General features: G+C 69.7%; 18 protein-coding genes and 1 pseudogene. 13 read left to right on the top strand and 6 right to left on the bottom strand.

Going from position 1 to position 22,322, the window contains the following annotated elements:
* Positions 1-51 precede the first annotated feature (51 nt).
* Complete coding sequence (locus D9599_RS11120) at positions 52-1,761, bottom strand: MFS transporter (RefSeq protein WP_232480386.1); 1,710 nt, start codon at positions 1,759-1,761, stop codon at positions 52-54.
* Between the two features lie 334 nt (positions 1,762-2,095).
* The gene (locus D9599_RS11115) at positions 2,096-2,869 is read right to left on the bottom strand and encodes a ferredoxin--NADP reductase (protein ID WP_198381448.1); all 774 of its coding nucleotides are present in this window, start codon (positions 2,867-2,869) and stop codon (positions 2,096-2,098) included.
* A 117-nt stretch (positions 2,870-2,986) separates the two neighbouring features.
* Between D9599_RS11115 and D9599_RS11110 the strand changes: the two genes are divergently transcribed.
* The 3 genes from D9599_RS11110 (at position 2,987) to D9599_RS11100 (ending at position 4,978) form a co-directional block, all read left to right on the top strand.
* Positions 2,987-3,700 carry a GNAT family N-acetyltransferase gene (locus D9599_RS11110; protein WP_198381309.1) on the top strand — a complete coding sequence of 238 codons (714 nt, stop codon included), beginning with the start codon at positions 2,987-2,989 and terminating at the stop codon, positions 3,698-3,700.
* 94 nt (positions 3,701-3,794) lie between these two features.
* Entirely contained in the window at positions 3,795-4,235 is a 441-nt protein-coding gene (locus D9599_RS11105; protein WP_198381308.1) for a DUF3429 domain-containing protein, read from the top strand.
* A gap of 224 nt (positions 4,236-4,459) precedes the next feature.
* Complete coding sequence (locus tag D9599_RS11100) at positions 4,460-4,978, top strand: GNAT family N-acetyltransferase (RefSeq protein ID WP_198381307.1); 519 nt, start codon at positions 4,460-4,462, stop codon at positions 4,976-4,978.
* 292 nt (positions 4,979-5,270) lie between these two features.
* Here the strand turns inward: D9599_RS11100 and D9599_RS11095 are convergent, their stop codons facing one another.
* The gene (locus D9599_RS11095; RefSeq protein ID WP_198381306.1) at positions 5,271-5,645 is read right to left on the bottom strand and encodes a hypothetical protein; all 375 of its coding nucleotides are present in this window, start codon (positions 5,643-5,645) and stop codon (positions 5,271-5,273) included.
* Between the two features lie 57 nt (positions 5,646-5,702).
* Here D9599_RS11095 and D9599_RS11090 point away from each other — a divergent pair, with 57 nt between their 5' ends.
* The 6 genes from D9599_RS11090 to D9599_RS11065 are packed head-to-tail and all read left to right on the top strand — an operon-like array spanning position 5,703 to position 14,078.
* Entirely contained in the window at positions 5,703-6,635 is a 933-nt protein-coding gene (locus D9599_RS11090; RefSeq protein WP_198381305.1) for a metalloregulator ArsR/SmtB family transcription factor, read from the top strand.
* A gap of 11 nt (positions 6,636-6,646) precedes the next feature.
* Positions 6,647-10,147: a methionine synthase gene (gene metH, locus D9599_RS11085; RefSeq protein ID WP_198381304.1), complete on the top strand. Its 3,501-nt coding sequence runs from the start codon at positions 6,647-6,649 to the stop codon at positions 10,145-10,147.
* Between the two features lie 25 nt (positions 10,148-10,172).
* Complete coding sequence (locus D9599_RS11080) at positions 10,173-11,060, top strand: cation diffusion facilitator family transporter (RefSeq protein WP_198381303.1); 888 nt, start codon at positions 10,173-10,175, stop codon at positions 11,058-11,060.
* 21 nt (positions 11,061-11,081) lie between these two features.
* Positions 11,082-11,954: an energy transducer TonB gene (locus D9599_RS11075; protein WP_198381302.1), complete on the top strand. Its 873-nt coding sequence runs from the start codon at positions 11,082-11,084 to the stop codon at positions 11,952-11,954.
* 32 nt (positions 11,955-11,986) lie between these two features.
* Entirely contained in the window at positions 11,987-12,532 is a 546-nt protein-coding gene (locus D9599_RS11070) for a cob(I)yrinic acid a,c-diamide adenosyltransferase (RefSeq protein ID WP_198381301.1), read from the top strand.
* A gap of 10 nt (positions 12,533-12,542) precedes the next feature.
* Positions 12,543-14,078 (top strand): cryptochrome/photolyase family protein, encoded by a 1,536-nt coding sequence (locus tag D9599_RS11065; RefSeq protein ID WP_198381300.1) that lies wholly within the window; start codon positions 12,543-12,545, stop codon positions 14,076-14,078.
* A 15-nt stretch (positions 14,079-14,093) separates the two neighbouring features.
* Here the strand turns inward: D9599_RS11065 and D9599_RS11060 are convergent, their stop codons facing one another.
* The 3 genes from D9599_RS11060 to D9599_RS11050 form a co-directional block, all read right to left on the bottom strand.
* The gene (locus D9599_RS11060) at positions 14,094-15,776 is read right to left on the bottom strand and encodes an amidohydrolase (protein WP_198381299.1); all 1,683 of its coding nucleotides are present in this window, start codon (positions 15,774-15,776) and stop codon (positions 14,094-14,096) included.
* 102 nt (positions 15,777-15,878) lie between these two features.
* Positions 15,879-16,850 (bottom strand): tripartite tricarboxylate transporter substrate binding protein, encoded by a 972-nt coding sequence (locus D9599_RS11055; protein WP_198381298.1) that lies wholly within the window; start codon positions 16,848-16,850, stop codon positions 15,879-15,881.
* Positions 16,851-16,896: 46 nt separating this feature from the next.
* A complete protein-coding gene (locus D9599_RS11050; protein WP_198381297.1) occupies positions 16,897-18,111 on the bottom strand; it encodes an FAD-dependent monooxygenase in 1,215 nt (404 codons plus the stop codon).
* 191 nt (positions 18,112-18,302) lie between these two features.
* Here D9599_RS11050 and D9599_RS11045 point away from each other — a divergent pair, with 191 nt between their 5' ends.
* The 4 genes and pseudogenes from D9599_RS11045 to D9599_RS11030 all read left to right on the top strand — a co-directional run.
* Positions 18,303-19,223 (top strand): LysR family transcriptional regulator, encoded by a 921-nt coding sequence (locus D9599_RS11045; RefSeq protein ID WP_198381296.1) that lies wholly within the window; start codon positions 18,303-18,305, stop codon positions 19,221-19,223.
* Positions 19,224-19,563: 340 nt separating this feature from the next.
* Positions 19,564-20,439 carry a glutathione-dependent disulfide-bond oxidoreductase gene (yghU, locus tag D9599_RS11040; protein ID WP_198381295.1) on the top strand — a complete coding sequence of 292 codons (876 nt, stop codon included), beginning with the start codon at positions 19,564-19,566 and terminating at the stop codon, positions 20,437-20,439.
* A 175-nt stretch (positions 20,440-20,614) separates the two neighbouring features.
* Positions 20,615-21,796 carry a 4-hydroxybenzoate 3-monooxygenase gene (locus tag D9599_RS11035; protein WP_198381294.1) on the top strand — a complete coding sequence of 394 codons (1,182 nt, stop codon included), beginning with the start codon at positions 20,615-20,617 and terminating at the stop codon, positions 21,794-21,796.
* Positions 21,797-21,858: 62 nt separating this feature from the next.
* Positions 21,859-22,322 (top strand): annotated as a pseudogene (locus tag D9599_RS11030) (IS5 family transposase); the annotation flags it as partial.

Raw genomic sequence — 22,322 nt, 5'->3', positions numbered from 1 at the left:
GAAGGGCGCCGGGATCCCTCCCGACGCCCTTTTCCGTTCGCCCGCTGCCGATCAGGCGCGGACGTTGGTGCCCGATTCCTCGGCCTCGAAGATGTCGCGGTCCTTGGTCTCCGGGATGAAGATGGCGCCGATCACCACGGTCGCGAGCGCGATGACGATGGGGTACCAGAGCCCGTAATAGGTGTCGCCGGTCTGCGCGACCATGGCCAGCGAGGTCGCCGGCAGCAGCCCGCCGAACCAGCCGTTGCCGATGTGGTAGGGCAGCGACATGGAGGTGTAGCGGATACGCGTGGGGAAGAGCTCCACCAGCGCCGCCGCGATCGGGCCATAAACCATGGTGACGTAGATCACGAGGATCGTCAGCACGCCGATCAGCACCGCCGGCTGCTCGCGGAAGACGTCGAAGGGCCCCGACATCTTCACCACCGTCGGGTTGGACGCCGCCGGGTAGCCCGCGGCCGTGAGCGCGGCCGTGAGCTGCTGCTGGAAGGTCGGGTCCGTCGCGATGATCGGTGCGCCGTCCTTGATGCGGACCGCGGTGCCGGCCGCCCCGCCGTTATTCGGCAGCGCCTCGACACTGTACTTCACCGAGGCGCGGGCGAGCGCCGCCTTGGCGATGTCGCAGGGCTGGGTGAAGCGCGCCGTGCCCACCGGGTTGAACTGGAAGGAGCAGGTCGAGGGATCCGTCAGCACCGTCACTGGGATGGTCTGCTGCGCCTGGTGCAGGGCCGGATTGGCCTCCGCCGTCAGCAGCTTGAACAGCGGGAAGTAGGTCAGCGCCGCGAGGAGGCAGCCGCCGAGGATGATCGGCTTGCGGCCGATCTTGTCCGAGAGCCAGCCGAAGAAGACGAAGAAGCCCGAGCCCAGCAGCAGCGACCAGGCAATGAGCAGGTTCGTCGTCGGGCCGTCCACCTTGGCGATCGAGCCGAGGAAGAACAGCGCGTAGAACTGCCCGGTGTACCAGACCACCGCCTGGCCCATGGTGAGGCCGAGCAGCGCGAGGAGCGCCCACTTGGCGTTCTTCCACTGGCCGAAGGCCTCAGAGAGCGGCGCCTTGGAGTGTGTGCCCTCCTCCTTCATCTTCTGGAAGGCCGGGCTCTCGTTCAGCGTGGAGCGGATCCAGACGGAGATGCCGAGCAGAACGACGGAAAGAAGGAAGGGAATGCGCCAGCCCCAGGCCGCGAAATCCGCCTCGCCCGTCCAGGTGCGGACGCCGAGGATCACGAGGAGCGACAGGAAGAGACCGGCCGTCGCGGTGATCTGGATGAAGGAGGTGTAGAAGCCGCGGCGCCCGTTAGGCGCGTGCTCGGCCACATAGGTGGCAGCACCGCCGTACTCGCCGCCGAGCGCCAGGCCCTGGAGGCAGCGCAGCACGATGAGCAGGATGGGCGCGAGAATCCCGATGGTGTCCGATCCCGGCAGCAGGCCGACGATGAAGGTCGAGGCACCCATGATCAGGATGGTGACGAGGAAGGTGTATTTGCGCCCGACGAGGTCGCCGATGCGTCCGAAGACGATCGCGCCGAAGGGGCGGACGAGGAAGCCGGCCGCGAAGGTCAGCAGCGCGAAGATGTTGCGCGTGCCCTCGGGGTACTGGCTGAAGAAATGCGTGCCGATAAGGCCCGCGAGGCTTCCATAGAGATAGAAGTCGTACCATTCGAAGACGGTTCCGAGCGAGGAGCCGAGGATGACTTTCCGCTCCTCCCGGCTCATCGGCCGGTGGCGGTCAGCCGCCGCCGCGGTTGAATAGGCTGTGCTCATCTGTCTCGGACCCTGCTTCCCCCCCGGGCTGCGACATCTCCCGGAACTTTGCTTCCCTCCCCGCACCGAGGCCGGATGACCGGTCCTGGATCGATGGGCCCGGGCTGGCGGCCCGGGACGCGCGAAGGAGCGGGCCGTCGCGCCGACCCGCATCCGGCACGCTAGCGCGCCGAATCACGGACCCGCTAGCGGCGAAGCTGGAGAAACGGCAATCATCTACAAGACTGTGATCAAAATGCTGCATCGCACATTAAAGGATGCAGACGGAAACCGTTCCGAACTGTGAGGAGCGCCTTTCCCGTCCGGCGGAACCAGTCTCTGAGCCTGCGCGACGCTACTTGTCGACAAAGGCCTTCTCGATCACGAAGTGGCCGGGCTCGTGCTGGCTGCCCTCTTTCATGCCCATTGCCTCCAGCCGGGCGCGGGCATCCACCAGCATCTCCGGCGAGCCGCAGAGCATCACCCGGTCGTTCTCGGGGGACATTTGGGGAAGGCCCAGATCCGTGTAGATGCGGCCGCTGTCCATCAGCTCCGTGATGCGGCCGCGCGTCGGGAAGTCCTCGCGCGTGACGCTGGGGTAGTAGACAAGCTTCTCCTGGACCATCTCGCCGAGGAACTCGTTCGCGGGCAGCTCCTTCGCGATGTACTCGCGATAGGCCAGCTCCTCCACCTGTCGCACCGTGTGGGTCACGATGATCTTCTCGAAGCGGTCGTAGCACTCGGGCTCCCGAATAAGACCCATGAAGGGTGCGAGGCCGGTGCCGGTGGAGAGAAACCAGAGGTTCTTGCCCGGCAGCAGGTTGCCCAGGATGAGGGTGCCCACGGGCTTGCGGCCGATCAGCACCTCGTCGCCCTTGACGATGTTCTGCAGGCGGGAGGTCAGCGGCCCGTCCTGCACCTTGATCGAGAGGAACTCGAGCGTCTCCTCCCAGGGCGGGGATGCCATGGAATAGGCCCGCACCAGGGGCTTGCCGTTCACCATCAGCCCGATCATCGCGAACTGCCCGGCCTCGAAGCGGAAGCCCGGGTCGCGGGTGCAGCGAAAGGAGAAGAGCCGGTCGGTCCAGTGGCGGACCTCCAACACCGTCTCGGTCAGAAAGGCCGTCATGGCGGGGCGGGTGGGATCGGCAGTCGGCATGGCGGGACCGTATGGGGTGGAGGCGACGGTTGTGCAATGCGGCAGCCCTCCCTTGAGGTGCGGTTTGCCGCCCGGCACCATTGCCGGATGCCCACACCGCCCCTTGGCCCCGAGGTCGATCCCACCCCGCGCCCGCTGCCCGCCCGCATTCCCCATCGGGGCGCGAGCGTAGTGCTCGAGCCGCTTCGCACCGAGCACGCGCAGGAGCTCTGGGCCGCCGCGCAATCCCCGGGGGCCGAGGATGGCTGGGCCTATCTCGGCTATGGCCCCTTCGCGGACGAGGGCGCCATGCGCCGCCACGTCGCCGCCTTCGCCGCCCAGCACGATCCCATGGCCTGGGCGGTCCGCCCGGCGCTGACCGGCACCGTCGATGGCTGGTTGACCCTGATGGAGATCTCCCCCGCCGATTCGGCGATTGAGATCGGCCATATCTGGTTCTCCCCCCGGATGCAGCGCACGCGGGCGGCGACGGAGGCGATGTTCCTTCTCATACGCCACGCCATGGACGACCTCGGCTACCGCCGGCTCGTCTGGAAGTGCCACGCGCTCAATGCCCCCTCTCGCGCGGCGGCGGCCCGGCTCGGTTTCCGCTATGAGGGCACGCTGCGGGCGATCAAGGTGATCAAGGGGCGGCTGCGGGACACGGCGCAGTTTTCCATCCTGGCTGACGAGTGGCCGGCCCGGCGCGAGGCCATCGCGGCCTGGCTGGCAGACGGGAACTGGGACGAGGCGGGGCGGCCCCGAGCCCCTCTTGCGCGCGCATCCCACCCGCCGCTCCCCTGGATCGCCGCGGCGGGCTGAGCCGGTCCGCCCGAACAGGATCGAGAGCGGCGCCGGCGGGATCGCGTGGAGAGGCCGGGCTTGCCGCGCGGCCGCCCCGCACGATCTGCCGCCCATGCCCGATACCCTGCCCAGCCCCGCCCGCATCCTCGGCCCCGCGGGGCTGATCCCCTTCGCCGGCCTCGTTCTGCTCGCCGCCCTCTGGCCGCAGGGACGGCCGGTTCTTCTGGTCGCGCTGCTGGCCTATGGCGCGACCATCGCTGCCTTCCTCGGCGCCGTTCACTGGGGCCTCGCCCTTCGCCCGGCGCCGGGTGAGGAGGGCGCGGCCTGGGGGCGGCTGGGGCTCGGGGTCGTCCCGGCCCTGCTCGCCTGGGTCGCTCTGCTCGCCCCCTTGCCCGCGGGGCTGGCCGGGCTGGCCGCCCTCCTCCTGGCCACCGCGGCCGTGGAAAGCCTGGCCGCCCGGCGCGGGCTCGTGCCCGCCGCCTATCTTCGGTTGCGGTGGGTGCTCAGCCTCGGGGCGGGTGCCTGCCTCCTGGTGGGCGCGGCGCTCGCCTGAGCGTTCCGAATCGGGGGAGAGGCCGCCAGCCCGCGCATTCACCGTTCAGTGGATCTGCATTCCGCAGGATGGCCCGTCAGCCATCGCCTGCGGCAGTCGGAGCGCATCGAGGAGCGGGTTTCCGCCTTCGGGAACCGGCCGCCCCTGATTCTCCGGGAGCGGAGAGGACGCCGATTTGCGATGGGGTGATTCCCGCCGTGCCCGATCTGCTCTAGGCAAGCCGCATGCCCATCCGCGACGCCACGCCCGACGACGCCGCTGCCATCGCGGCGATCTACGCCCACCACGTCCTGCACGGCACCGGCACCTTCGAGGAGACGCCGCCCGCCGCCGAGGAGGTGGCGGCCCGAATGGCCCGTATCCAGGCGGCCGGCCACGCCTGGCTGGTGGCGGAGGAGGACGGCGCCATTCTCGGCTACGCCTACTACGCCAATTTCCACGCGCGATCCGCCTACCGGCACACGGTGGAGAACTCAATCTACGTGCGGGACAACGTGCGGGGGCAGGGTGTCGGCAAGGGGCTGGTGGCCGAACTCCTGGTCCGGGCGGAAGCGGCGGGGTTCCGCCAGATGATCGCGGTGATCGGCGATTCGGAGAATGTCGGCTCCATCGGGCTTCACCTCTCGCTCGGCTTCAAACAAGCCGGGCTGCTGCGCGCGGTCGGACTGAAGTTCGGGCGCTGGGTGGACGTGGTCTATATGCAGAAAGCCCTGGGCGAAGCGGACCGAACCGTTCCGGGCTGAAGCCGGGGGTAGTCAGGGCTTCATCCTGATCTGGCTTTGCCGGTGACTCCAGGGAGAGGAAGAAAGAATTCTTTCTCTCCCCAAACCCCTCTCCATCATCTTCTTCTCCGAGTTGGAAATACTGAGTGGCCGGTGCGCCTCGGGTTGTGGACCCGAGGCGATTGCACGCGTAGGAGGGGCGCAGAGAGAACACCTGCCCCGATCATTGCATCCGCGCCAGCCGAATGGGGACCAAAGGGCCTCAGGCCTTTGGCGGGAGAGGTCTGGAGAGGGCAGGGCCCTCTCCAGGGCGCTACACCTCCGCGCGATACCGGCTAGCGGTCACCGCATCCTCGCGCAGGGCGGCGGCCAGGGCGGAGCGCGCGTCCTCCCCAGGAACCAGCGCCACCACGCGGTCGAACCACCGCGCCTGTCCTTTCACCCGTGCCAGGAAGAGGCGGTCGAGGGCCTGGGAAAGTGGCGAGCGCCCGCCGCAGCAGGTGCAGGCCTGGGGGTGGGACGAGAGGTAGAGGTCGAAGCTGGCCATGGCGACGGCGCCCTCCGGCAGCACCGGAGGCGGGGCCTCGGCGAGGATGGCGGCCCCAGGACGCGCGGCCAGGGAGGCCCGCATCGCCGGTTCATCCGGTACGGGAAGGACGGGGATGCGGCCATCGGCGAAGACGGGCATGGGTGCTGGGCTCCTTCCGAATAGACATAAAGATATTGTTATGTCATGATCAAGCCCATGGACGACATCCTGGCCCAGCTTCGCGCGGCCGCCGAGCCCACACGCCTTCGCCTCCTCGCGCTCTGCGCGCGGGGTGCGCTCTGCGTGACCGACCTATGCGCCGCCCTCGGCCAGTCCCAGCCGCGGCTGTCCCGGCACCTCAAGCTGCTGGTCGAGGCCGGGTTGCTGGAGCGCATGCCGGAGGGGCCGAATGTCTACTTCTCCCTCTCCGCCCGCGCCGGGCTCGCCCATGCCATCCTTGCTCGCCTGCCGGAGGACGATCCTCTTTTGGCCGCCGACCGGCGCGTGGCCGCGCGCCTCGGGGCCGAGCGCGCCCGTGCGGCCTCGGAGGCCTTCCGCAGCGCTGGCGCGGACTGGGACGAGATGCGCGCACTCGGTCTGCCGGCGGCCGCCATTGAGGCGGCGCTGCTAGGCGCGCTTCCCCCACGCATCGGTCGGCTGCTCGATATCGGCGCGGGCACCGGGCAGTTGCTGGAGCTCGTGGCCGATCGCTGCGGCACGGCGCTGGGGGTGGATGCCAGCCGCGACATGCTGGCGCTTGCCCGCGGCCGCCTGGCTGAGCGTGGTCTCGCCTTCCGCTGCGCCGTCCGGCAGGCTGACATGTACCGGCTGCCCTTTCCGGATGCCTCCTTCGACGCCGTGACCTTGCAGATGGTCCTTCACTATGCCGAGGACCCCGCCGCCGCCCTGGCCGAGGCCGCCAGGGTGCTCTCGCCCGAGGGGGTGCTGCTGGTGCTGGACCTTGCGCCCCACGCGCGGGCCGAGCTGATCGAGCGACAGGCCCATCGCTGGCCCGGTTTTGACGACGCGCAGATCGCCGGCTGGCTCGGTGCCGCCGCCTGCGCGGTTTCCTCGCCGGTCGAGATCGCCGGCTCCCTGAACGTCCGCCTGTGGTCGGCGCATCGCGCGACCGCTGCGCAGCCCGCCTGAGAGAGTACCCCATGTCCCGACCGCATCTTCTCGACGCGCTGCGCGACCGCGTTCTTCTCTGCGACGGCGCGATGGGCAGCCGCGTGCAGGCGCTCACCCTCGATATCGAGAAAGATTACTGGGGGCAGGAGAACTGCACGGAGGTGCTGAACCTCTCCCGCCCTGACCTCGTGCGCGACATCCACCGCGGCTATTTCGAGGCCGGCGCGGATATGGTGCTGACCAACACCTTCGGCGGCAGCCCCGTGACGCTCGGCGAGTTCGACCTGACGGCGCGCGCGCACGAGATCAACAAGCGCGCAGTGGAACTGGCGCGCGAGGCCGCCGAGGGCTTCTCGGATGACCGCCCGCGCTGGGTGATCGGCGATATCGGCCCGGGCACGCGCCTGCCGAGCCTCGGGCATATCACCTATGACGCGCTGGAGGCGGCGCTGACGGAGCAGTGCCGCGGGCTGATCGCCGGCGGCTGTGACGCCATCCTGACCGAGACGAACCAGGACACGCTCTTCATCAAGGCCGCCGTGAATGCCGCCAAGGCCGCCATCGCGGAGGCAGGGGTCGATATCCCGATCTTCGTGCAGGTGACCGTCGAGACGACCGGCACGCTGCTGGTCGGGCCCGACATCGCGGCGGCGGCCACAGTGGTGGATTCGCTGGGCGTGCCGCTGATCGGCCTCAACTGCGCGACGGGGCCGCAGGAGATGGCGGAGCATGTCCGCTGGCTCTCGCAGAACTGGCGCGGGCTGCTGTCGGTGCAGCCCAATGCGGGGCTGCCGGAGCTGGTGGACGGGCATACCCACTACCCGCTGGGCGCCGCGGAGATGGCGAGCTGGATGGAGCGCTTCGTCACCGAGGACGGGCTGAACCTCATCGGCGGCTGCTGCGGCACCTCCATCCCGCATATCCAGGCGCTGGACTCCATGATGCGCCGGCTCGGTGGGGCCACGGCGCGCCCTGCGCCGGTCCTGCGCAAGCCGGTCTGGATCCCCTCCGTTGCCAGCCTCTACGGCGCCGTCGCGCTGCGGCAGGAGAACGCCTATTTCTCCATCGGCGAGCGCTGCAACGCCAACGGCTCCAAGGCCTGGCGCGAGCGGCAGGCGGCGCACGACTGGGACGGCTGCGTCGCCATGGGCCGGGAGCAGGTGGGCGAGGGGTCCAACTCGCTCGATATCTGCACCGCCTTCGTCGGCCGCGACGAGATGGCCGAGATGAACGAGGTCATCACGCGCTTCACGAGCAGCGTAAACGCGCCGCTGGTGATCGATTCCACCGAGACGCCGGTGATCGAGGCGGCGCTGAAGCTGCACGGCGGCAAGCCCATCATCAACTCGATCAACTTCGAGGACGGCGAGGGGCATGCGCAGGACCGCCTGGTGCTGGCCCGCAAGTTCGGCGCCGCCGTGATCGCGCTGACCATCGACGAAGTGGGCATGGCCAAGACGGCCGAGGACAAGCTCCGGATCGCCGAGAGGTTGGTGGACTTCGCCTGCAACAGGTACGGGCTGCCGCAGTCCGACCTGATGATCGACCCGCTGACCTTCACCATCGCCACGGGCAACGAGGACGACCGCAAGCTCGGTCTCTGGACGCTGGAGGGGATCAGGATGATCCGGGAGCGCTTCCCGGAGATCCAGATCATCCTCGGGCTCTCGAACATCTCCTTCGGCCTCAATCCGGCTGCGCGTCACGTGCTGAACAGCGTCTTCCTCGACCATGCCGTGCGCGCGGGGATGACGGGGGCGATCGTCCACGTCTCCAAGATCAAGCCGCTGCACCTTATTCCCGAGGAGGAGGTAAGGGTGGCCGAGGACCTGATCTTCGACCGTCGCGCGGAGGGTTACGACCCGCTGCAGAAGCTGTTGGAGATCTTCTCGGGCCGGAAGGCCGCTGATTCGGCCAAGCGCGCGAAGGCGGAGACAGTCGAGGGGCGCCTGAAGGATCGGATCGTGGACGGCGACCGCAAGGGGCTGGACGACGAGCTGGCGGACGCGCTCGGCCGCGGCATCGAGCCGTTGACGATCATCAACGACATCCTGCTGGACGGGATGAAGGTGGTGGGCGAGCTGTTCGGCGCGGGCAAGATGCAGCTTCCCTTCGTGCTGCAATCCGCGGAGACAATGAAGGCCGCCGTCGCCTATCTCGAGCCGCACATGCCCAAGGTGGAGGGCCAGGAGAAGGGCACCATCGTGCTCGGCACGGTGAAGGGCGACGTGCACGACATCGGCAAGAACCTCGTTGACATCATCCTGACGAATAACGGCTACAAGGTCGTTAACCTCGGCATCAAGGTGCCCTTACAGGACATCGTCACCGCCGCGCGCGAGCACAAGGCGCACGCCATCGGCATGTCCGGCCTGCTGGTGAAGTCGACCGTCGTGATGCGCGAGAACCTGGAGGAGATGTCGCGCCAGGGCGTCGATATCCCCGTCATGCTCGGCGGCGCGGCGCTGACGCGGAACTACGTGGAGGAGGACTGCGTGAAGGCCTATGCCTGCGGGCGCGTGGCCTATGCGCGGGACGCCTTCGACGGCCTGCACCTGATGGACCGCGTCATGGGCAACGGCTTCGACGACTACCTGGCCGCGCTGCAGGCGAAGCGCGTCGGCAAGGGGCGGAACGAGCGGCGCACGCTCGGCGTGGCCGATGCGCGCGGCTTCGCCCCCGTCGAGATCGGCTACGCGCAGACCCGCCGTCGGCGAGAGACCGCGGGCGAGCCCGTGCCGGTGCCGCCCTTCTGGGGCGCGAAGGTGATCGAGGCACCGCCCAAGGCGATCGTTCCCTTCATCAACGAGCGCAGCCTCTACCAATTCCAGTGGGGCTTCCGGAAGCAGGGCCGCTCGCTCGAGGATTTCATCGGCTGGGCGAAGCAGGAGCTGCGGCCGGTGCTGCGGCGCATGCTGGCGGTCGCGGAGGAGGGTGATATCCTCAAGCCGCAGGCGATCTACGGCTACTGGAAATGCGCGGGGCAGGGGAATGACCTTGTCCTCTTCGAGGAGGACGGCGTGACGGAGGCCGCGCGCTTCACCCTGCCGCGCCAGCCGAAGGCCGATGGCGAGTGCATCGCCGATTTCGTGCGCGACATCGATGACGGGCCAGAGGGGCGCGACGTGATCGGGCTTCAGGTCGTCACTGTCGGCCAGAAGGCGAGCGACATGGCGCGCGAGTGGTTCGAGGACAACCGCTACCAGGACTACCTCTACCTGCACGGCCTCTCGGTCGAGATGGCCGAGGGGATGGCGGAGTACGTCCACAAGCGCATCCGCGCGGAGTGGGGCTTCGCCGGGGAGGATGCCCGGGACATGGAGAAGATGCTCGCCCAGGGTTATCGGGGCGGGCGCTACTCCTTCGGCTATCCGGCCTGCCCGAAGCTGGAGGACCAGGAGAGCCTGCTCCGGTTGCTCAAGGCGGAACGGGTGGGGGTCACGATTTCCGACGAATGGCAATTGCATCCGGAGCAATCCACCTCCGCGATCGTGCTGCACCACCCGCGGGCGAAGTACTTCTCGGTCTAGGGTCGGGCGGGCTATGTCCGCCCCGATGAGCCCCACCGAACGCACCGCCTGGACCAGCCTGGGCGTCGGCCTCTCCGTGCTCGCCCTCAAGGGGGCGGCGTGGTGGCTGACGGGCAGCACGGCGCTCTTCGCGGACATGCTGGAAACGGTGGTGAACGTCGCCGCCGCCTCGGCGGCGCTGGCGGCCGTGCGCTACTCCGCCATGCCGGCGGACGAGAACCACCCCTATGGCCACGCCAAGGTCGAGTACTTCTCCGCGGTGCTGGAGGGGGCACTGATCCTGGTGGCCGCCTCCATGATCCTGCAGGAGGTCTACCAAGCCTGGTTCAGGCCGCGCGCCCCGGACCAGCCGCTGGTGGGCCTCGCGCTCTCGGCAGTCGCGACGGTGATCAACGGGTCCTGGGCCACCGTCCTGCGGCGAAGGGGCAAGCGCCTCGGCTCCCCGGCCCTGGTCGCGGATTCCCACTACCTGATGTCGGACGTGGTCACCTCGGCCGGGGTGATCGCCGGTGTCGGGCTGGTGGCGGCCACCGGGCTGCTCTGGCTAGACCCGGTGCTGGCCGGTGCGACGGCGGTGATGATCCTTTTTTCCGGCGCCCGGCTGCTGCGCGAGAGCGTGGGCGGGCTGATGGACGAGGCGGTGCGGACCGGGGAACTCGCGAATATACGCAACCTGGTTTCCACCCAGGCCGAGGGGGCGATCGAGGCCCACGACCTGCGCACCCGGCGCGCCGGGCGCATCACCTTCGTCGAGTTCCACCTCGTCGTCCCTGGCGCGATGACGGTGGCCGAGGCCCATGTGATCACCGACCGGATCGAGGCCGCGCTGAAGGAGTCGCTCGGCAGCGCCGTCATCACCATCCATGTTGAGCCGGAGGGCAAGGCGAAGCACAGCGGCGTCGTTGTCCTGTGAGGCGCCCCTGAGAACCGGCTCTTGAGCGCCGCCGCCTGGACCCTCTGCGCCGCCCCGGCCTGGCGCTCGCGCCGCCGGCGGGAGAGGGCGCGGGCCTGGCCCTGGTGGCTCGCGGCCGCCCTGCACGCCGCTGCCCTTGCCGCGCTCCTTCATCTTGGGCCGGAGACGCTGGCCGAACCGCGGATCGTGGAGGGCACGCCTCTCGTCTGGGAGGGACCGGTGGGCGCCGCCGAGGGCGCGCCGGACCTGTCGCCCGACCCTCTCCGCGCAGCGCCCGAGGCCGCTTCGCCCGCCATGCCCGCCGAAGCGGTCGCGCCTCCCGTGTCGGCCGAGCCGCCGCCCCCGGAGGCGGCTGCAACGCCTTCGCCGGAGCCGGCACCGCGGGATCCCGTGCCCGAGGCGCCCGCGCTGGACGCGGCGCCGCCGGCCCCGGCCCCGGCCGCCCCGCTGCCTCTGCCGCTTCCCCCGGCGCCGCCCGCGCCACCGGCCCCGCCGCGCGCGGCTCCCGCCGCCCCCGCGGCCGCTGCACCTGCTCCTGCCGCCCGCGCGGGGGAGGTGGCGTTGGCTGCCGGCGCCATCCGCCTTGGCGCGGGCACGGCCGGATCCCCAGGTGAAAGCCGGGAGGTCGGCGCGCCGCAGCCCGGCTGCCAGGACCTGATCGGCTACCCGGCCTCCGAGCGCGCCCGCGGGATCACCGGCCGGGTGAAGCTCCGCCTTCGAGTCTCGGATGACGGGCGCGTGGTGGAAGCCCGCGTGATCGAGCCGAGCGGGTCCTTCGCCCTCGACGAAGCGGCCCGCGCGGGCATCCGCCGCTGCCGTTTCCTCCCCTCTCTGCGGGATGGGATGCCGGTCTGGGGCAGCCGGGACTACCCCGTGGTGTTCCGTCTGGAATAAACCGGGGCTGCGCGCCCCGAGAAGGAGACGGCATGGTCAAGCTCGACGTCATCACCACCCGCGGCGGCGATACTGGCGAGACATCGCTGGGCAATGGTGAGCGGGTTTCCAAGGATGCGCCGCGCATCGAGGCATTGGGAGCGGTGGATGAGGCGAATACCGCCATCGGCATGCTCCGCCTGCACACGGCGCAGGAGGAGGACGCGATGCTCGGGCGCATTCAGAACGACCTCTTCGACCTCGGCGCCGATCTGAGCGTGCCGGGGACGGAGGGCGGGCTGCGCGTGACCGAGGCCCAGTGCCTGCGCCTGGAACAGGAGCTGCAGGTGATGAACGAGGGCCTGCCGCCGCTCCGCTCCTTCATCCTGCCGGGCGGCACGCCGGCCGCCGCCCACGCGCATCTCGCCCGCGCGCTGGCCCGCCGGGCCGAGCGTGCGGTGGTGGCCCTGGCCGCGGCCGAGCCCGTTAATGGCGATGCCGTGCGCTACCTGAACCGGCTGTCGGACCACCTTTTCGTCCTCGCCCGCAGCCTGAACACGGGGCAGGACGTGCTCTGGGAACCCGGCGCCACGCGATAGGCCGCGCCGCATGGGGGGCAGGCTGCGCCTCGTGCTGGGCGACCAGCTCTCGGAGAGCCTCGCCGGCTTGCGCGACCTGGATCCCGCCGCGGACACGGTGCTGATGGCGGAGGTGGCGGCGGAATGCACCTATGTCCGCCACCACAAGCAGAAGATCGCCCTCGTCCTCTCGGCGATGCGGCATTTCGCGGCCGCGCTCGCGGCGCTCGGCACGCGGGTCCGTTACATCCGGCTGGACGACCCCGACAACACCGGCAGCCTGGAGGGCGAGGTGCTGCGCGCCGTGCGGGATCTTCGCCCCGAGCGGGTCGTCCTCACCCATCCCGGCGAGTGGCGGCTGCTGGAGGCGATGCGCGGCTGGGAGGAGGCCGCCGGGATTCCTGTGGACATCCTTGAGGACGACCGCTTCCTCTGCTCGCTCCACGAGTTCCGCCGCTGGTCCGCCGGGCAGCGCCAGCCGCGCATGGAGTTCTTCTACCGCGCCATGCGCGCGAGCCACGGCGTGCTGATGGAAGGGGATGGCCAGCCGGTCGGAGGGGCCTGGAACTTTGACCGGGAAAACCGCGCACCGCTGCGCCGCCTGCCGCCCGTGCCCACCCGCCCCGTGGTGCCGCCGGACAGCATCACCCAGGAGGTGATGGCGCTGGTGGAGCGCCGCTTCCACGACCATTTCGGCGGGCTGGACGGCTTCGGCTGGCCCGTGACCCGCGCCCAGGCCGTGCGCGCGCTGGAGGATTTCGTCGCCCGCCGCTTCCCCGGCTTCGGGCTGCACCAAGACCAGATGGCCTCCGGCGAGCCCTTCCTGTTCCACGCCCTCGTCTCGACCAGCCTCAACCTCGGCCTGCTCCTGCCCTGGGAGGTCATTGCCGCCGCCGAAGGAGCCTATCGCGCCGGCCATATTCCCCTGGCCGCCGCCGAGGGGTTCATCCGCCAGGTGCTCGGCTGGCGGGAATACGTGCGCGGCGTCTACTGGAGCCGGATGCCCGGCTACCGCGCCCTCAACGCGCTCGCCGCCGACCGCCCGCTGCCCGGCTTTTTCTGGACGGGCGAGACGCGCATGAACTGCCTGCGCCAGGTGGTGCGCCAGACGCGTGACCACGCCTATGCCCATCACATCCAGCGGTTGATGGTGACCGGCAATTTCGCGCTTCTCGCGGGCCTCGAACCCGCGGCGGTAAACGAGTGGTACCTCATCGTCTTCGCCGACGCCTATGAATGGGTGCAGCTGCCGAACGTGCACGGCATGGCGCTGCACGCGGATGGCGGGCTGATGGGCTCGAAGCCCTATGCTGCCAGCGGCGCGTATATCAACCGCATGAGCGACTACTGCCGCGGCTGCGCCTACGACGTGCGCGAGGCGGCGGGGGAGGGGGCCTGCCCCTTCAACAGCCTCTACTGGAACTTCCTTGCGCGCCACCGCGACCGCCTTGCGGCCAATCCGCGCATGGGCCCGGCCCTGCGCGCGCTGGACACGATGGCGCCCGACCGTCTGGGCTCCATCCGCGCGCGGGCGGCGGAGGTGCTTGCCGGGATGGAGGGCGTCTAGCGTTCCGCCCGGCCCTCAGCGAGAGGCGAGGCCGGCGAAGGGGCCCGCGGCGTGCACGACGCGGCCGCCGAGCATCGTCAACTCCGAGACGATATCGCCGATCTGCTGAACGGGAATGGTCGCGTAATCCGCGCTCAGCACGGCGAGGTCGGCGTATTTGCCTGGCTCCAGCGAGCCGCGGCGGTCCTCGGCACGGGCCAGCCAGACGGAATTGATCGTGTACATGCGCAGCGCCTGCTCGCGCGTGATGCGCTCCGCCTCGCCGAGGACGGTGCGGCCGTCCATGGTGCGGCCGTCGAGATACCAGCGCAGCGCGACGAAGGGGTTGTAGGAGGAAACGCGGTGCGCGTCCGTGCCGCCGGCCACGTGAAGCCCCATCTCCAGTGCCGTGCGGATCGGCGGCGCATGCGCCGAGACCTCAGGGCCGCGCGCCGCGGCGAAGCGGTTGCCGGAGAAGAAGAGCGAGTCCTGCACGCTCCAGGCGATGCCGAGGTTCTTCATCCGGCGGAGGGTCGCCGGCGAGGCGTCGTGCAGGTGGTTGATCCACCAGCGCAGATCGGCGATCGGCGTCTCCCGGTTCACCGCCTCCATCAGGTCGAGCAGCCAGCCGGCGCTGCGGTTGGGGTTCCAGTGGATCTGCAGCCCCATCCGCTCCCGCGCGGCCCAGCGCAGAACGGATTGAAGATGCGCCATGGCATCCTCGGTCGGGTCGTTGTCCGTCCAGGTCTGCCAGGTGACGATCTCGCCGATGCCGCCGAAGCGGAGCATGTCGTCCCCGAAGCCGGAGGGGAGGAGCTGCGTCAGGTTGCGGTAGTCGTCCAGTTCCTTGCCTGGCGGCTGCTGGGAGGAGAGGTGATAGCTCACCCGCATCGTCAGCGCGCCCTCCTGCCAGAGGCGCATGACTGGGCGATAGCTCGAGGGCGGGACGCTGACGCCGGCAGGGTCGATCAGCCCCGTCACGCCCAGCCGGTTCATCTCCGCGAAGAAGCGCCGCGTGCCCTCGATCTCCTGATCAAGGCTCGGGCGCGGCAGCTTGTTGAACAGCGCGCCCAGCAGCAGCGCGTCGCCCGCGATCTCCCCGTTCGGGCGCCCATCGGCGCCGAGCAGCAGGCGGCCGGGGCGCGGCAGGTCCGCCTCCTTTGCGATGCCCAGCCGCTCCATCGCGAGCGGAGAGAGGAGCAGCCACTCGTAAAGCTGCTGGATATAGACGGGATGGTCCGGCACGGCCGCGACGATCTCCGCCTGGGTCGGCTTGCGGCCTTCCTTGAACTGAATGTCCATCCAGCCGCCGGCGACGATGATCCAGGCCTCGGGCGGCGCGTGCTCCGCCGCCTCGCGCAGCCGCGCCAGCGCTTCTTCCAGGCTCGGCACGCCCGTCCAGTTCACCTCGACGGCGAAGGTCTGGGCGGCGCGGATCGCGTGGATGTGGCTGTCGTTCAGCCCGGGAATGACAGTGCGCCCGCCAAGGTCGACGACGCGCGTGGCATCGCCCGCCAGCGCCCGCATGGCCTCCGAGCTTCCGGTGGCGAGCACGCGGCCGCCGCGGATCGCGAGCGCTTCCCGCGTGGAGAAGTCGCGGTCTACCGTCAGGACCTTTCCGTTGAACAGCACCGCGTCGGCTGGCTGGGCCGCGGCGTTTCCAATGGTAAGGAGTGCGGCGAGGGCCGCGGCGATACATCCGCGCGCGAGCGTCGGCATGGACCAGTCTCCCCGTTCCTGCCCTAGATTTCCGTTCCTGGGCGGTTTCGAGAAGGCTTGCACGGCTGCCGAGGGCCTGTCGAGCGCTCCCGGCCGTCGCACTCAGAGCCGCAGGCCGGTCCGCCGCACGGCCTCGCCCCAGAGGCGGGATTCGGCGGCGATGAAGGCTGCCGCCTCCTCCGGCGAATTGCCGACCGGCTTCACCGCCTGCTCGATGAAGCGCTTCTGCACCTCCGGCTGCTGGATGACCGAGACGGCGTCCCGGTTCACCGCCTGGATCACCGCGTCCGGCGTGCCGCGCGGCGCCATGATGGCGTACCAGGCGATGGCGGAGAAACCGGGCAGGGCGAGTTCCGACACGGTCGGTACGTCCGGCAGCTGCTGTGCGCGCTCGGCCTGGCAGATCGCGAGGATGCGCGTGGCGCCGGACTGGTGGAAGGAGAGGGAGGAGGAGAGATTGTCGAAGAACAGGTCCACATGCCCCGCGACAAGGTCGTTCAGCGCGGGCGCGGTGCCGTTGTAAGGCACGTGGTTGAACTCGACGCCGGCCGCCGCCTCGAACATCGCGGCCGTGAGGTGCGAGGTGGTGCCCATGCCCTGGTTCGCGGCGTTGATGCCGCCGGGTTTCGCCTTCGCGAGGCCGATCAGCTCTCGAAGGTTGCGCACCTCAAGCTTTGTCGAGACCTCCACCACATTGGGCGAGGTGCCCATGATGACGATCGGGCGAAGCCCCGTCGGGTCGAAGTTGAGGCGCGCGTAGAGGTGCTGGTTGATCGCCAGCGGCGGCGGGGGCGCGGCGAGCAGCGTGTAGCCGTCCGGCTCCGCGCCCGCGACATGGGCGGTGCCGATATTGCCGGCCGCGCCCGGGCGGTTGTCGATGATCACCGGCTGCCGCCAGATGGCGCGCAGCCCCTCCGCGACGATGCGCGGCACGGAATCAGCCGTGCCGCCCGCGGGGAAGGGAACCACGATCCGCACGGGCTGGGCGGGCCAACTTCCCTGGGCGCGGGCGCGGCGGGCAGAGGCCGAAAGGGCGAGGGCCGCGAGCCCCGCACCGAGTTCACGCCGTTTCATCGTCTCTCTCCCCGTTCTTCTCGTTGCAGCCCTGCGGAGCCGTGCCTCAGGTGAGCGCGACCTCCAGCTCGGTCGTCGAGCCCCTGCCCTCCCGGAAGGCGATGGCCGCGGCCTCGATGTCGTAGTCGTAGAGCTGGCGGCGGAACTTCGCGGCATTGGCGATCTCGCGGTCGCGCTGCTCCAGGCTGCCCCAGCGGGAGTCGTAGCGCAGCCCATTGCGGCGCGCCTCCGCCTGGATGACGTCGGTTCGCACGCGGCGCAGCGCCTCGTAACGCGGCAGGATCTCCGGCACCTCCTCCGGCGACCGGCCTTCGAGCAGCACGGCGAGCGCGACGCCGTCCTCGATCGCCTGGTTGGCGCCCTGACCGAGATGCGGAAGCATCGGGTGGGCAGCGTCGCCGAGCAGGGCCAGGCGGCCCTTAGTCCAGCTGGCCAGCGGGCGGCGGTCGTAGAGGCCCCACCAGAAGCAGCTCTCCACCTTCGAGAGCAGCTCGACCACCGGCGCGTCCCAGCCGGCGAAAGAGGCGGCCAGCTCGTTGCGGTCCCCGATGGCGGACCAGGATTCCACGGTCTGGTCCTCGGTCGGGACGAAGCCGACGTAATTGAGCAGCTGGCCGCCACGCACGGGGAAGACCATGAAGTGCTTCCCGTCGCCCATCCAGACCTGGTGCGCCTCATCGAGCCAGTTTGGCAGCTTGTCGCGCGCGATCAGGCCGCGATAGGCGCGGGAGCCCGAGTATTCCGGCGCCATGGGATCGACGACATAGGGTTGCAGGACCGACTGGATGCCATCCGCGGCGATGACGACATCGGCCTCGAAGGTGTTGCCGTTGGCGAATTCGAGCCTTGCACCCCGCTCGTCCTGGTGAAGGCCGGTGCAGCGATGGCCGGTGTGAATGGCCTCCGGCGGGAGGGTGGCGGCGAGCGCGTTCAGCAGGTCGGCCCGATGCATGCCATACATGCCGTTCCAGCCGCTCGAGTCCGTCGTGGGGATCTGGCCAACCACCGTACCGTCCATCCGGCAGTAGCGCGAGGCCGGGCCGACCTTGCCGCCAACCTTGTCCAGCGCGGGGCCGAGCCCCATGCGCACCATCTGCCGCAGGCTGTTCGGGAAGATGAACACGCCTGCCCCGACCTCGCCCAGGACCTCCGCGCGCTCGAAGACGGCCACCTCAATGCCGCGATGTATCAGCGCCCTGGCGGCGGCGAGCCCGCCTATGCCGCCGCCGACGACGGCCGCGCGCAGCTTCCTGGCCTGCATGTCGTGATCCTCCTCCCTGCGGCGACCCGGACCTGGCCCTTCTTGGCTTGTGCCGGGGCTGAGTGGGTTCGAACGGGCAAGCGCTCGCCGCCTCCCCCTTTCTCCTAAACTGGAGAGCCGCCATTTAGCCGGCAACATGGCCTTATGATCTTAGTTGATAAGGATCCGCTATCAATTCGGGACTCGCGCGCATGAGCATCACCCTTCGTCAGCTCCGCGCCTTCGTCACTGTCGCGGAGAAGGGCAACTTCACGCGCGCGGCCCAGGCGCTGCACATGGCGCAGCCGATGGTCTCGGCCCTTGTCCGTGAACTGGAGGCGGAGCTTGGCTTTCGCCTCTTCGACCGCACCACGCGCCGGGTCGAGCTGACCCCGGCGGCGGCGGAGTTCCTGACGGATGCAAGGCGCATGATCGGCGAGCTGGACCGTGCGGTGTGCCGGGCGCGCGACATTGGGGCGCGGCGGCGCGGGCATCTCAGCATCGGCGCCCCGCCGCTCCTCGCGGCCACGCTACTGCCCGGGGTGATCCGCGCTTTCGCGGAGAGCGCGCCGGGCGTCTCCGTCACCCTCTACGACCAGCACATCGCGGCCATTGGCGCACTGCTGCGGGACGGCGAGGTGCAGCTAGCCGTGGGAACCTTCCGCCAGGAGGAGCAGGGACTGGTGCGGGTGCCGCTGATCGCTGACCGCCTCTCGCTGCTGTGCCGGGCGGACCATCCGCTGGCCGGGCGTGCGGAGCCCGGCTGGGCCGAGCTGGAAGGGGTGCCGCTGATCACGCTCAGGACCGGGAACGGCATTCGTCACCAGGTGGAGCGCGGCTATGAGGCCGCAGGAATGCGCGCCGAGCCTGCTGCGGAGCTGGACCAGATCGGCACCGTGATCGCAATGGTCGAGGCCGGCTTCGGCGTCACGGTGCTGCCTCCTTACGCGCTCGGCCCCTTCGCCGCACAATCGCTGGTGCTCCGGCCGCTCACCCATCCCTCGGTCACGCGCGAGATCGAGCTTGTCTACCGGGAGGAGCGCTCGCTCTCGCCGGCGGCGGCGGAGTTCGTGCGCCTCCTGCGGATCGGGGCAGCGCGATTGCAGGCATTGCCGGGCGATGCCGTCGCCTGAGCAGCGCATCCGCGGAAATCACCGCTGCCGACACGGCTTCTGCATTCCGTGCATCGTGGGATCGCCAAACAATCCACCCCTGCCCGGCCACCATCGGCGGCGCCGCATCCCCTTCGGCCTCCTGCCGGCGCCGACGGCCGCGCGCTACGATCCCCCGCGAGCCCGCGCTGGATGCCTGTGAGGCAGCGCTGACGGCGGAACCGCCGGGCGCGGTGCCGGCAGTGCCGCCGCTGTGACGCGGGGCGGGGTCGTCCCCTCCTTCGCGTGCCCGGCCTGAGCAGCTAGGGTCGGGCATCCCCGCCGTGCGGCCGCTCCCCGAGCGCCGCCAGGAGCCCGATGCATGAGCGATTCCGCCGAATACAACCCGCCGAAGGTATGGACATGGAACAAGGCCAGCGGTGGCCGCTTCGCCAACATCAACCGCCCGATCGCCGGGCCAACGCATGAGAAGGAGCTGCCGGTCGGCCGCCATCCCCTCCAGCTCTACTCCCAGGGCACGCCGAACGGGGTGAAGGTGACGGTCATGCTGGAGGAGCTCCTCGCCGCCGGGCATGGCGGCGCGGAGTACGACGCCTGGCTCATCCGCATCGGCGAGGGCGAGCAGTTCGGCAGCGGCTTCGTCGCCGTGAACCCGAACTCGAAGATCCCGGCGCTCATGGACCGGAGCGGCGTGACGCCGGTGCGCGTGTTCGAATCGGGTGCCATCCTCGTCTACCTCGCCGAGAAGTTCGGCGCCTTCCTGCCCGCCGAGGGGGCGGCGCGGGCAGAGTGCCTCTCCTGGCTCTTCTGGCAGATGGGGAGCGCGCCCTATCTCGGCGGCGGCTTCGGTCATTTCTACGCCTATGCGCCAATGAAGATGGAGTACCCGATCGACCGCTTTGCGATGGAGGTGAAGCGGCAGCTCGACGTGCTCGACCGGCGCCTGGCCGAGAGCGAGTACATCGCCGGCCCCGACTACACGATCGCGGACATGGCGATCTGGCCCTGGTATGGCGGCTTGGTGAAGGGCTGGAACTACGGTGCGGCCGAGTTCCTCGACGTGGGTTCCTACGCGAACGTGCAGCGCTGGGCCGAGACGGTCTGGCAGCGCCCGGCCGTGAAGCGGGGCCGCATGGTCAACCGCACGCAGGGCGAGCCCTCCGGCCAGCTTTGGGAGCGCCACGATGCGGGCGACTTCGAGACGAAGACACAAAATAAGGTGAGCCCTGCCGGCTAGGTCTCGGCACGGCGCAGCCGGCGCAAGCCTGCCGCGCCGTTCCCCGAAACGATAAGGGATTTCGATCCCCCCTGCGGCTTTTTGCGCTGGCCGGGTCCTCCCGGGCGGGACAGATTTCGCGCCCCTTCGCGCTGCCGCGCGGCCGGAGCTGAACCAGGGTGGCGTGGACGGATCGATGAGAACACAGGTCGGCATCATCGGCGCGGGGCCTGCGGGGCTCTTCCTCGCGCATCTGCTGAAGGCGCAAGGGATCGACTCCGTCATTCTGGAGGCGCGCAGCCGCGCCTATGCGGAGGGGCGGGTGCGCGCGGGCGTGCTCGAGCCGGGAACGGTGGAGACGATGGCACGGCTCGGCCTCGACGCCCGCCTGCGGCGCGAGGGGCTGATCGACGAAGGCCTGGACATGCGCTTCAGGGGGCGCAACATCCATCTCGACCTGCCGGAACTCACCGGCCGCTCTGTGGTGATCTACGGCCAGCAGGAGGTGGTGAAGGACCTCATTGCCGCGCGGGTGAGGGCGGGCGACCCGTTGATCTTCGAGGCGCAGGTGACGAGGATCGAGGACATTGAGAGCGAGAGTCCGCGCATCCACTATACCGAGGGCGGTGAGAGCCGGGTGCTGGACTGCGATTTCGTCGCGGGCTGCGACGGCTATCACGGCGCCGGCCGCGCCGCCATTCCACAGGATCGCATCACGCTGTTCGAGCAAGCCTACGACTTTGCCTGGCTCGGCGTGCTCGCGCGGGCGCGGCCGATGGCGGACATGACCTACAGCAACAGCGACCGCGGCTTCGCCCTGTGCAGCCGCCGCTCGATGCAGGTGTCGCGCCTCTACCTCCAGGTGCCGGTCAACACAAATCCCGAGGACTGGTCCGACGATCGCTTCTGGGAGGAGCTGCACGCCCGGATGTTCGACGAGGACCGGAGCGAGATCGCGGAGGGCGAGATCTTCCAGCGCGACCTCGCGAAGCTGCGCGCCTTCGTGGCTGCGCCAATGCAGCACGGGCGCCTGTTCCTGGCGGGCGATGCCGTGCATATCGTTCCACCCGCCGGCGCCAAGGGGCTGAACATGGCGGTCGCGGATGTGCGGGTGCTCAGCCACGCGCTGACCGCCCACTACCGCGACGGGTCGCGCGCGGCGCTGGAGGCCTATTCGGCCACCTGCCTCGAGCGCGTGTGGAAGACGGTGCGCTTCTCCAGCGCGCTGACGGGATTGCTGCACCGCTTCGACGAGCACTCGCCGCTTCAGCGCAACCTGCAACTCGCCGAGCTGGAGTATGTCGCGGGTTCGCGCAACGCCCAGGCCGCCATCGCCGAGCAGTACGTGATGCTGAACTATCTGAAGGACCTGCCCTAGGGCCTGTTAGCGCCTGAATCCTTGGCAAGGTGCCTGCGTTCTCTGGCCTTTTGGAGAACGGGATGGCGCTGACGGACGAGCAGTGGGCGGTGCTGGAGCCTCTTGTCGAGGTCTGCCGCCCGCACGCCAAGGTACCGCCGCAGCACATGCGCCGAACCATCGGCGCAATCCTCTGGCGACACGACAACGGCGCGAAGTGGCGCGCCCTGCCCACGGAGGAAGGGCCGTGGTGGATGGCGGCGCAGACCTTCATCCGCTGGGCGCGGCTAGGCGTCTGGGAGCGCCTGCTGAGCATGGCGCAGGACCGAGGCATCGGGCTCGGCATGACCTTCCTCGACGGCACCTCCGTGCGGGCGCACGCCAAGGCCGCCGGGGCGGCCAAAAAGGTGCGACCGCGGAGGAGCGGGATGAACGTGAGGCCCTTGGCCGCTCTCGTGGGGGCTTCGGCACCAAGGTCTGCGTGATCGCGGACAGCGCGGGCCGCGCCGTCGCCTTCTCACTGGCTCCAGGGCAAGCGCACGAACTG

Source organism: Roseomonas sp. KE2513 (genome assembly GCF_016107305.1).
In the GTDB taxonomy this organism is placed as follows: Bacteria; Pseudomonadota; Alphaproteobacteria; order Acetobacterales; family Acetobacteraceae; genus Roseomonas.
Note: the sequence above shows the minus strand (reverse complement) of the source record. Positions and strands in the feature narration are given on the sequence as shown.

What these genes read in the sequence shown, in the direction of transcription:
- D9599_RS11035 (WP_198381294.1), top strand. Translation starts at nt 20,615, where the DNA reads ATGAGAACACAGGTCGGCATCATCGGCGCGGGGCCTGCGGGGCTCTTC.
- D9599_RS11120 (WP_232480386.1), bottom strand. Translation starts at nt 1,761, where the DNA reads ATGAGCACAGCCTATTCAACCGCGGCGGCGGCTGACCGCCACCGGCCG.
- metH (WP_198381304.1), top strand. Translation starts at nt 6,647, where the DNA reads ATGTCCCGACCGCATCTTCTCGACGCGCTGCGCGACCGCGTTCTTCTC.
- D9599_RS11065 (WP_198381300.1), top strand. Translation starts at nt 12,543, where the DNA reads ATGGGGGGCAGGCTGCGCCTCGTGCTGGGCGACCAGCTCTCGGAGAGC.
- D9599_RS11050 (WP_198381297.1), bottom strand. Translation starts at nt 18,111, where the DNA reads ATGCAGGCCAGGAAGCTGCGCGCGGCCGTCGTCGGCGGCGGCATAGGC.
- D9599_RS11055 (WP_198381298.1), bottom strand. Translation starts at nt 16,850, where the DNA reads ATGAAACGGCGTGAACTCGGTGCGGGGCTCGCGGCCCTCGCCCTTTCG.
- D9599_RS11070 (WP_198381301.1), top strand. Translation starts at nt 11,987, where the DNA reads ATGGTCAAGCTCGACGTCATCACCACCCGCGGCGGCGATACTGGCGAG.
- D9599_RS11115 (WP_198381448.1), bottom strand. Translation starts at nt 2,869, where the DNA reads ATGACGGCCTTTCTGACCGAGACGGTGTTGGAGGTCCGCCACTGGACC.
- yghU (WP_198381295.1), top strand. Translation starts at nt 19,564, where the DNA reads ATGAGCGATTCCGCCGAATACAACCCGCCGAAGGTATGGACATGGAAC.
- D9599_RS11095 (WP_198381306.1), bottom strand. Translation starts at nt 5,645, where the DNA reads ATGCCCGTCTTCGCCGATGGCCGCATCCCCGTCCTTCCCGTACCGGAT.
- D9599_RS11110 (WP_198381309.1), top strand. Translation starts at nt 2,987, where the DNA reads ATGCCCACACCGCCCCTTGGCCCCGAGGTCGATCCCACCCCGCGCCCG.
- D9599_RS11080 (WP_198381303.1), top strand. Translation starts at nt 10,173, where the DNA reads ATGAGCCCCACCGAACGCACCGCCTGGACCAGCCTGGGCGTCGGCCTC.
- D9599_RS11105 (WP_198381308.1), top strand. Translation starts at nt 3,795, where the DNA reads ATGCCCGATACCCTGCCCAGCCCCGCCCGCATCCTCGGCCCCGCGGGG.
- D9599_RS11060 (WP_198381299.1), bottom strand. Translation starts at nt 15,776, where the DNA reads ATGCCGACGCTCGCGCGCGGATGTATCGCCGCGGCCCTCGCCGCACTC.
- D9599_RS11090 (WP_198381305.1), top strand. Translation starts at nt 5,703, where the DNA reads ATGGACGACATCCTGGCCCAGCTTCGCGCGGCCGCCGAGCCCACACGC.
- D9599_RS11100 (WP_198381307.1), top strand. Translation starts at nt 4,460, where the DNA reads ATGCCCATCCGCGACGCCACGCCCGACGACGCCGCTGCCATCGCGGCG.
- D9599_RS11045 (WP_198381296.1), top strand. Translation starts at nt 18,303, where the DNA reads ATGAGCATCACCCTTCGTCAGCTCCGCGCCTTCGTCACTGTCGCGGAG.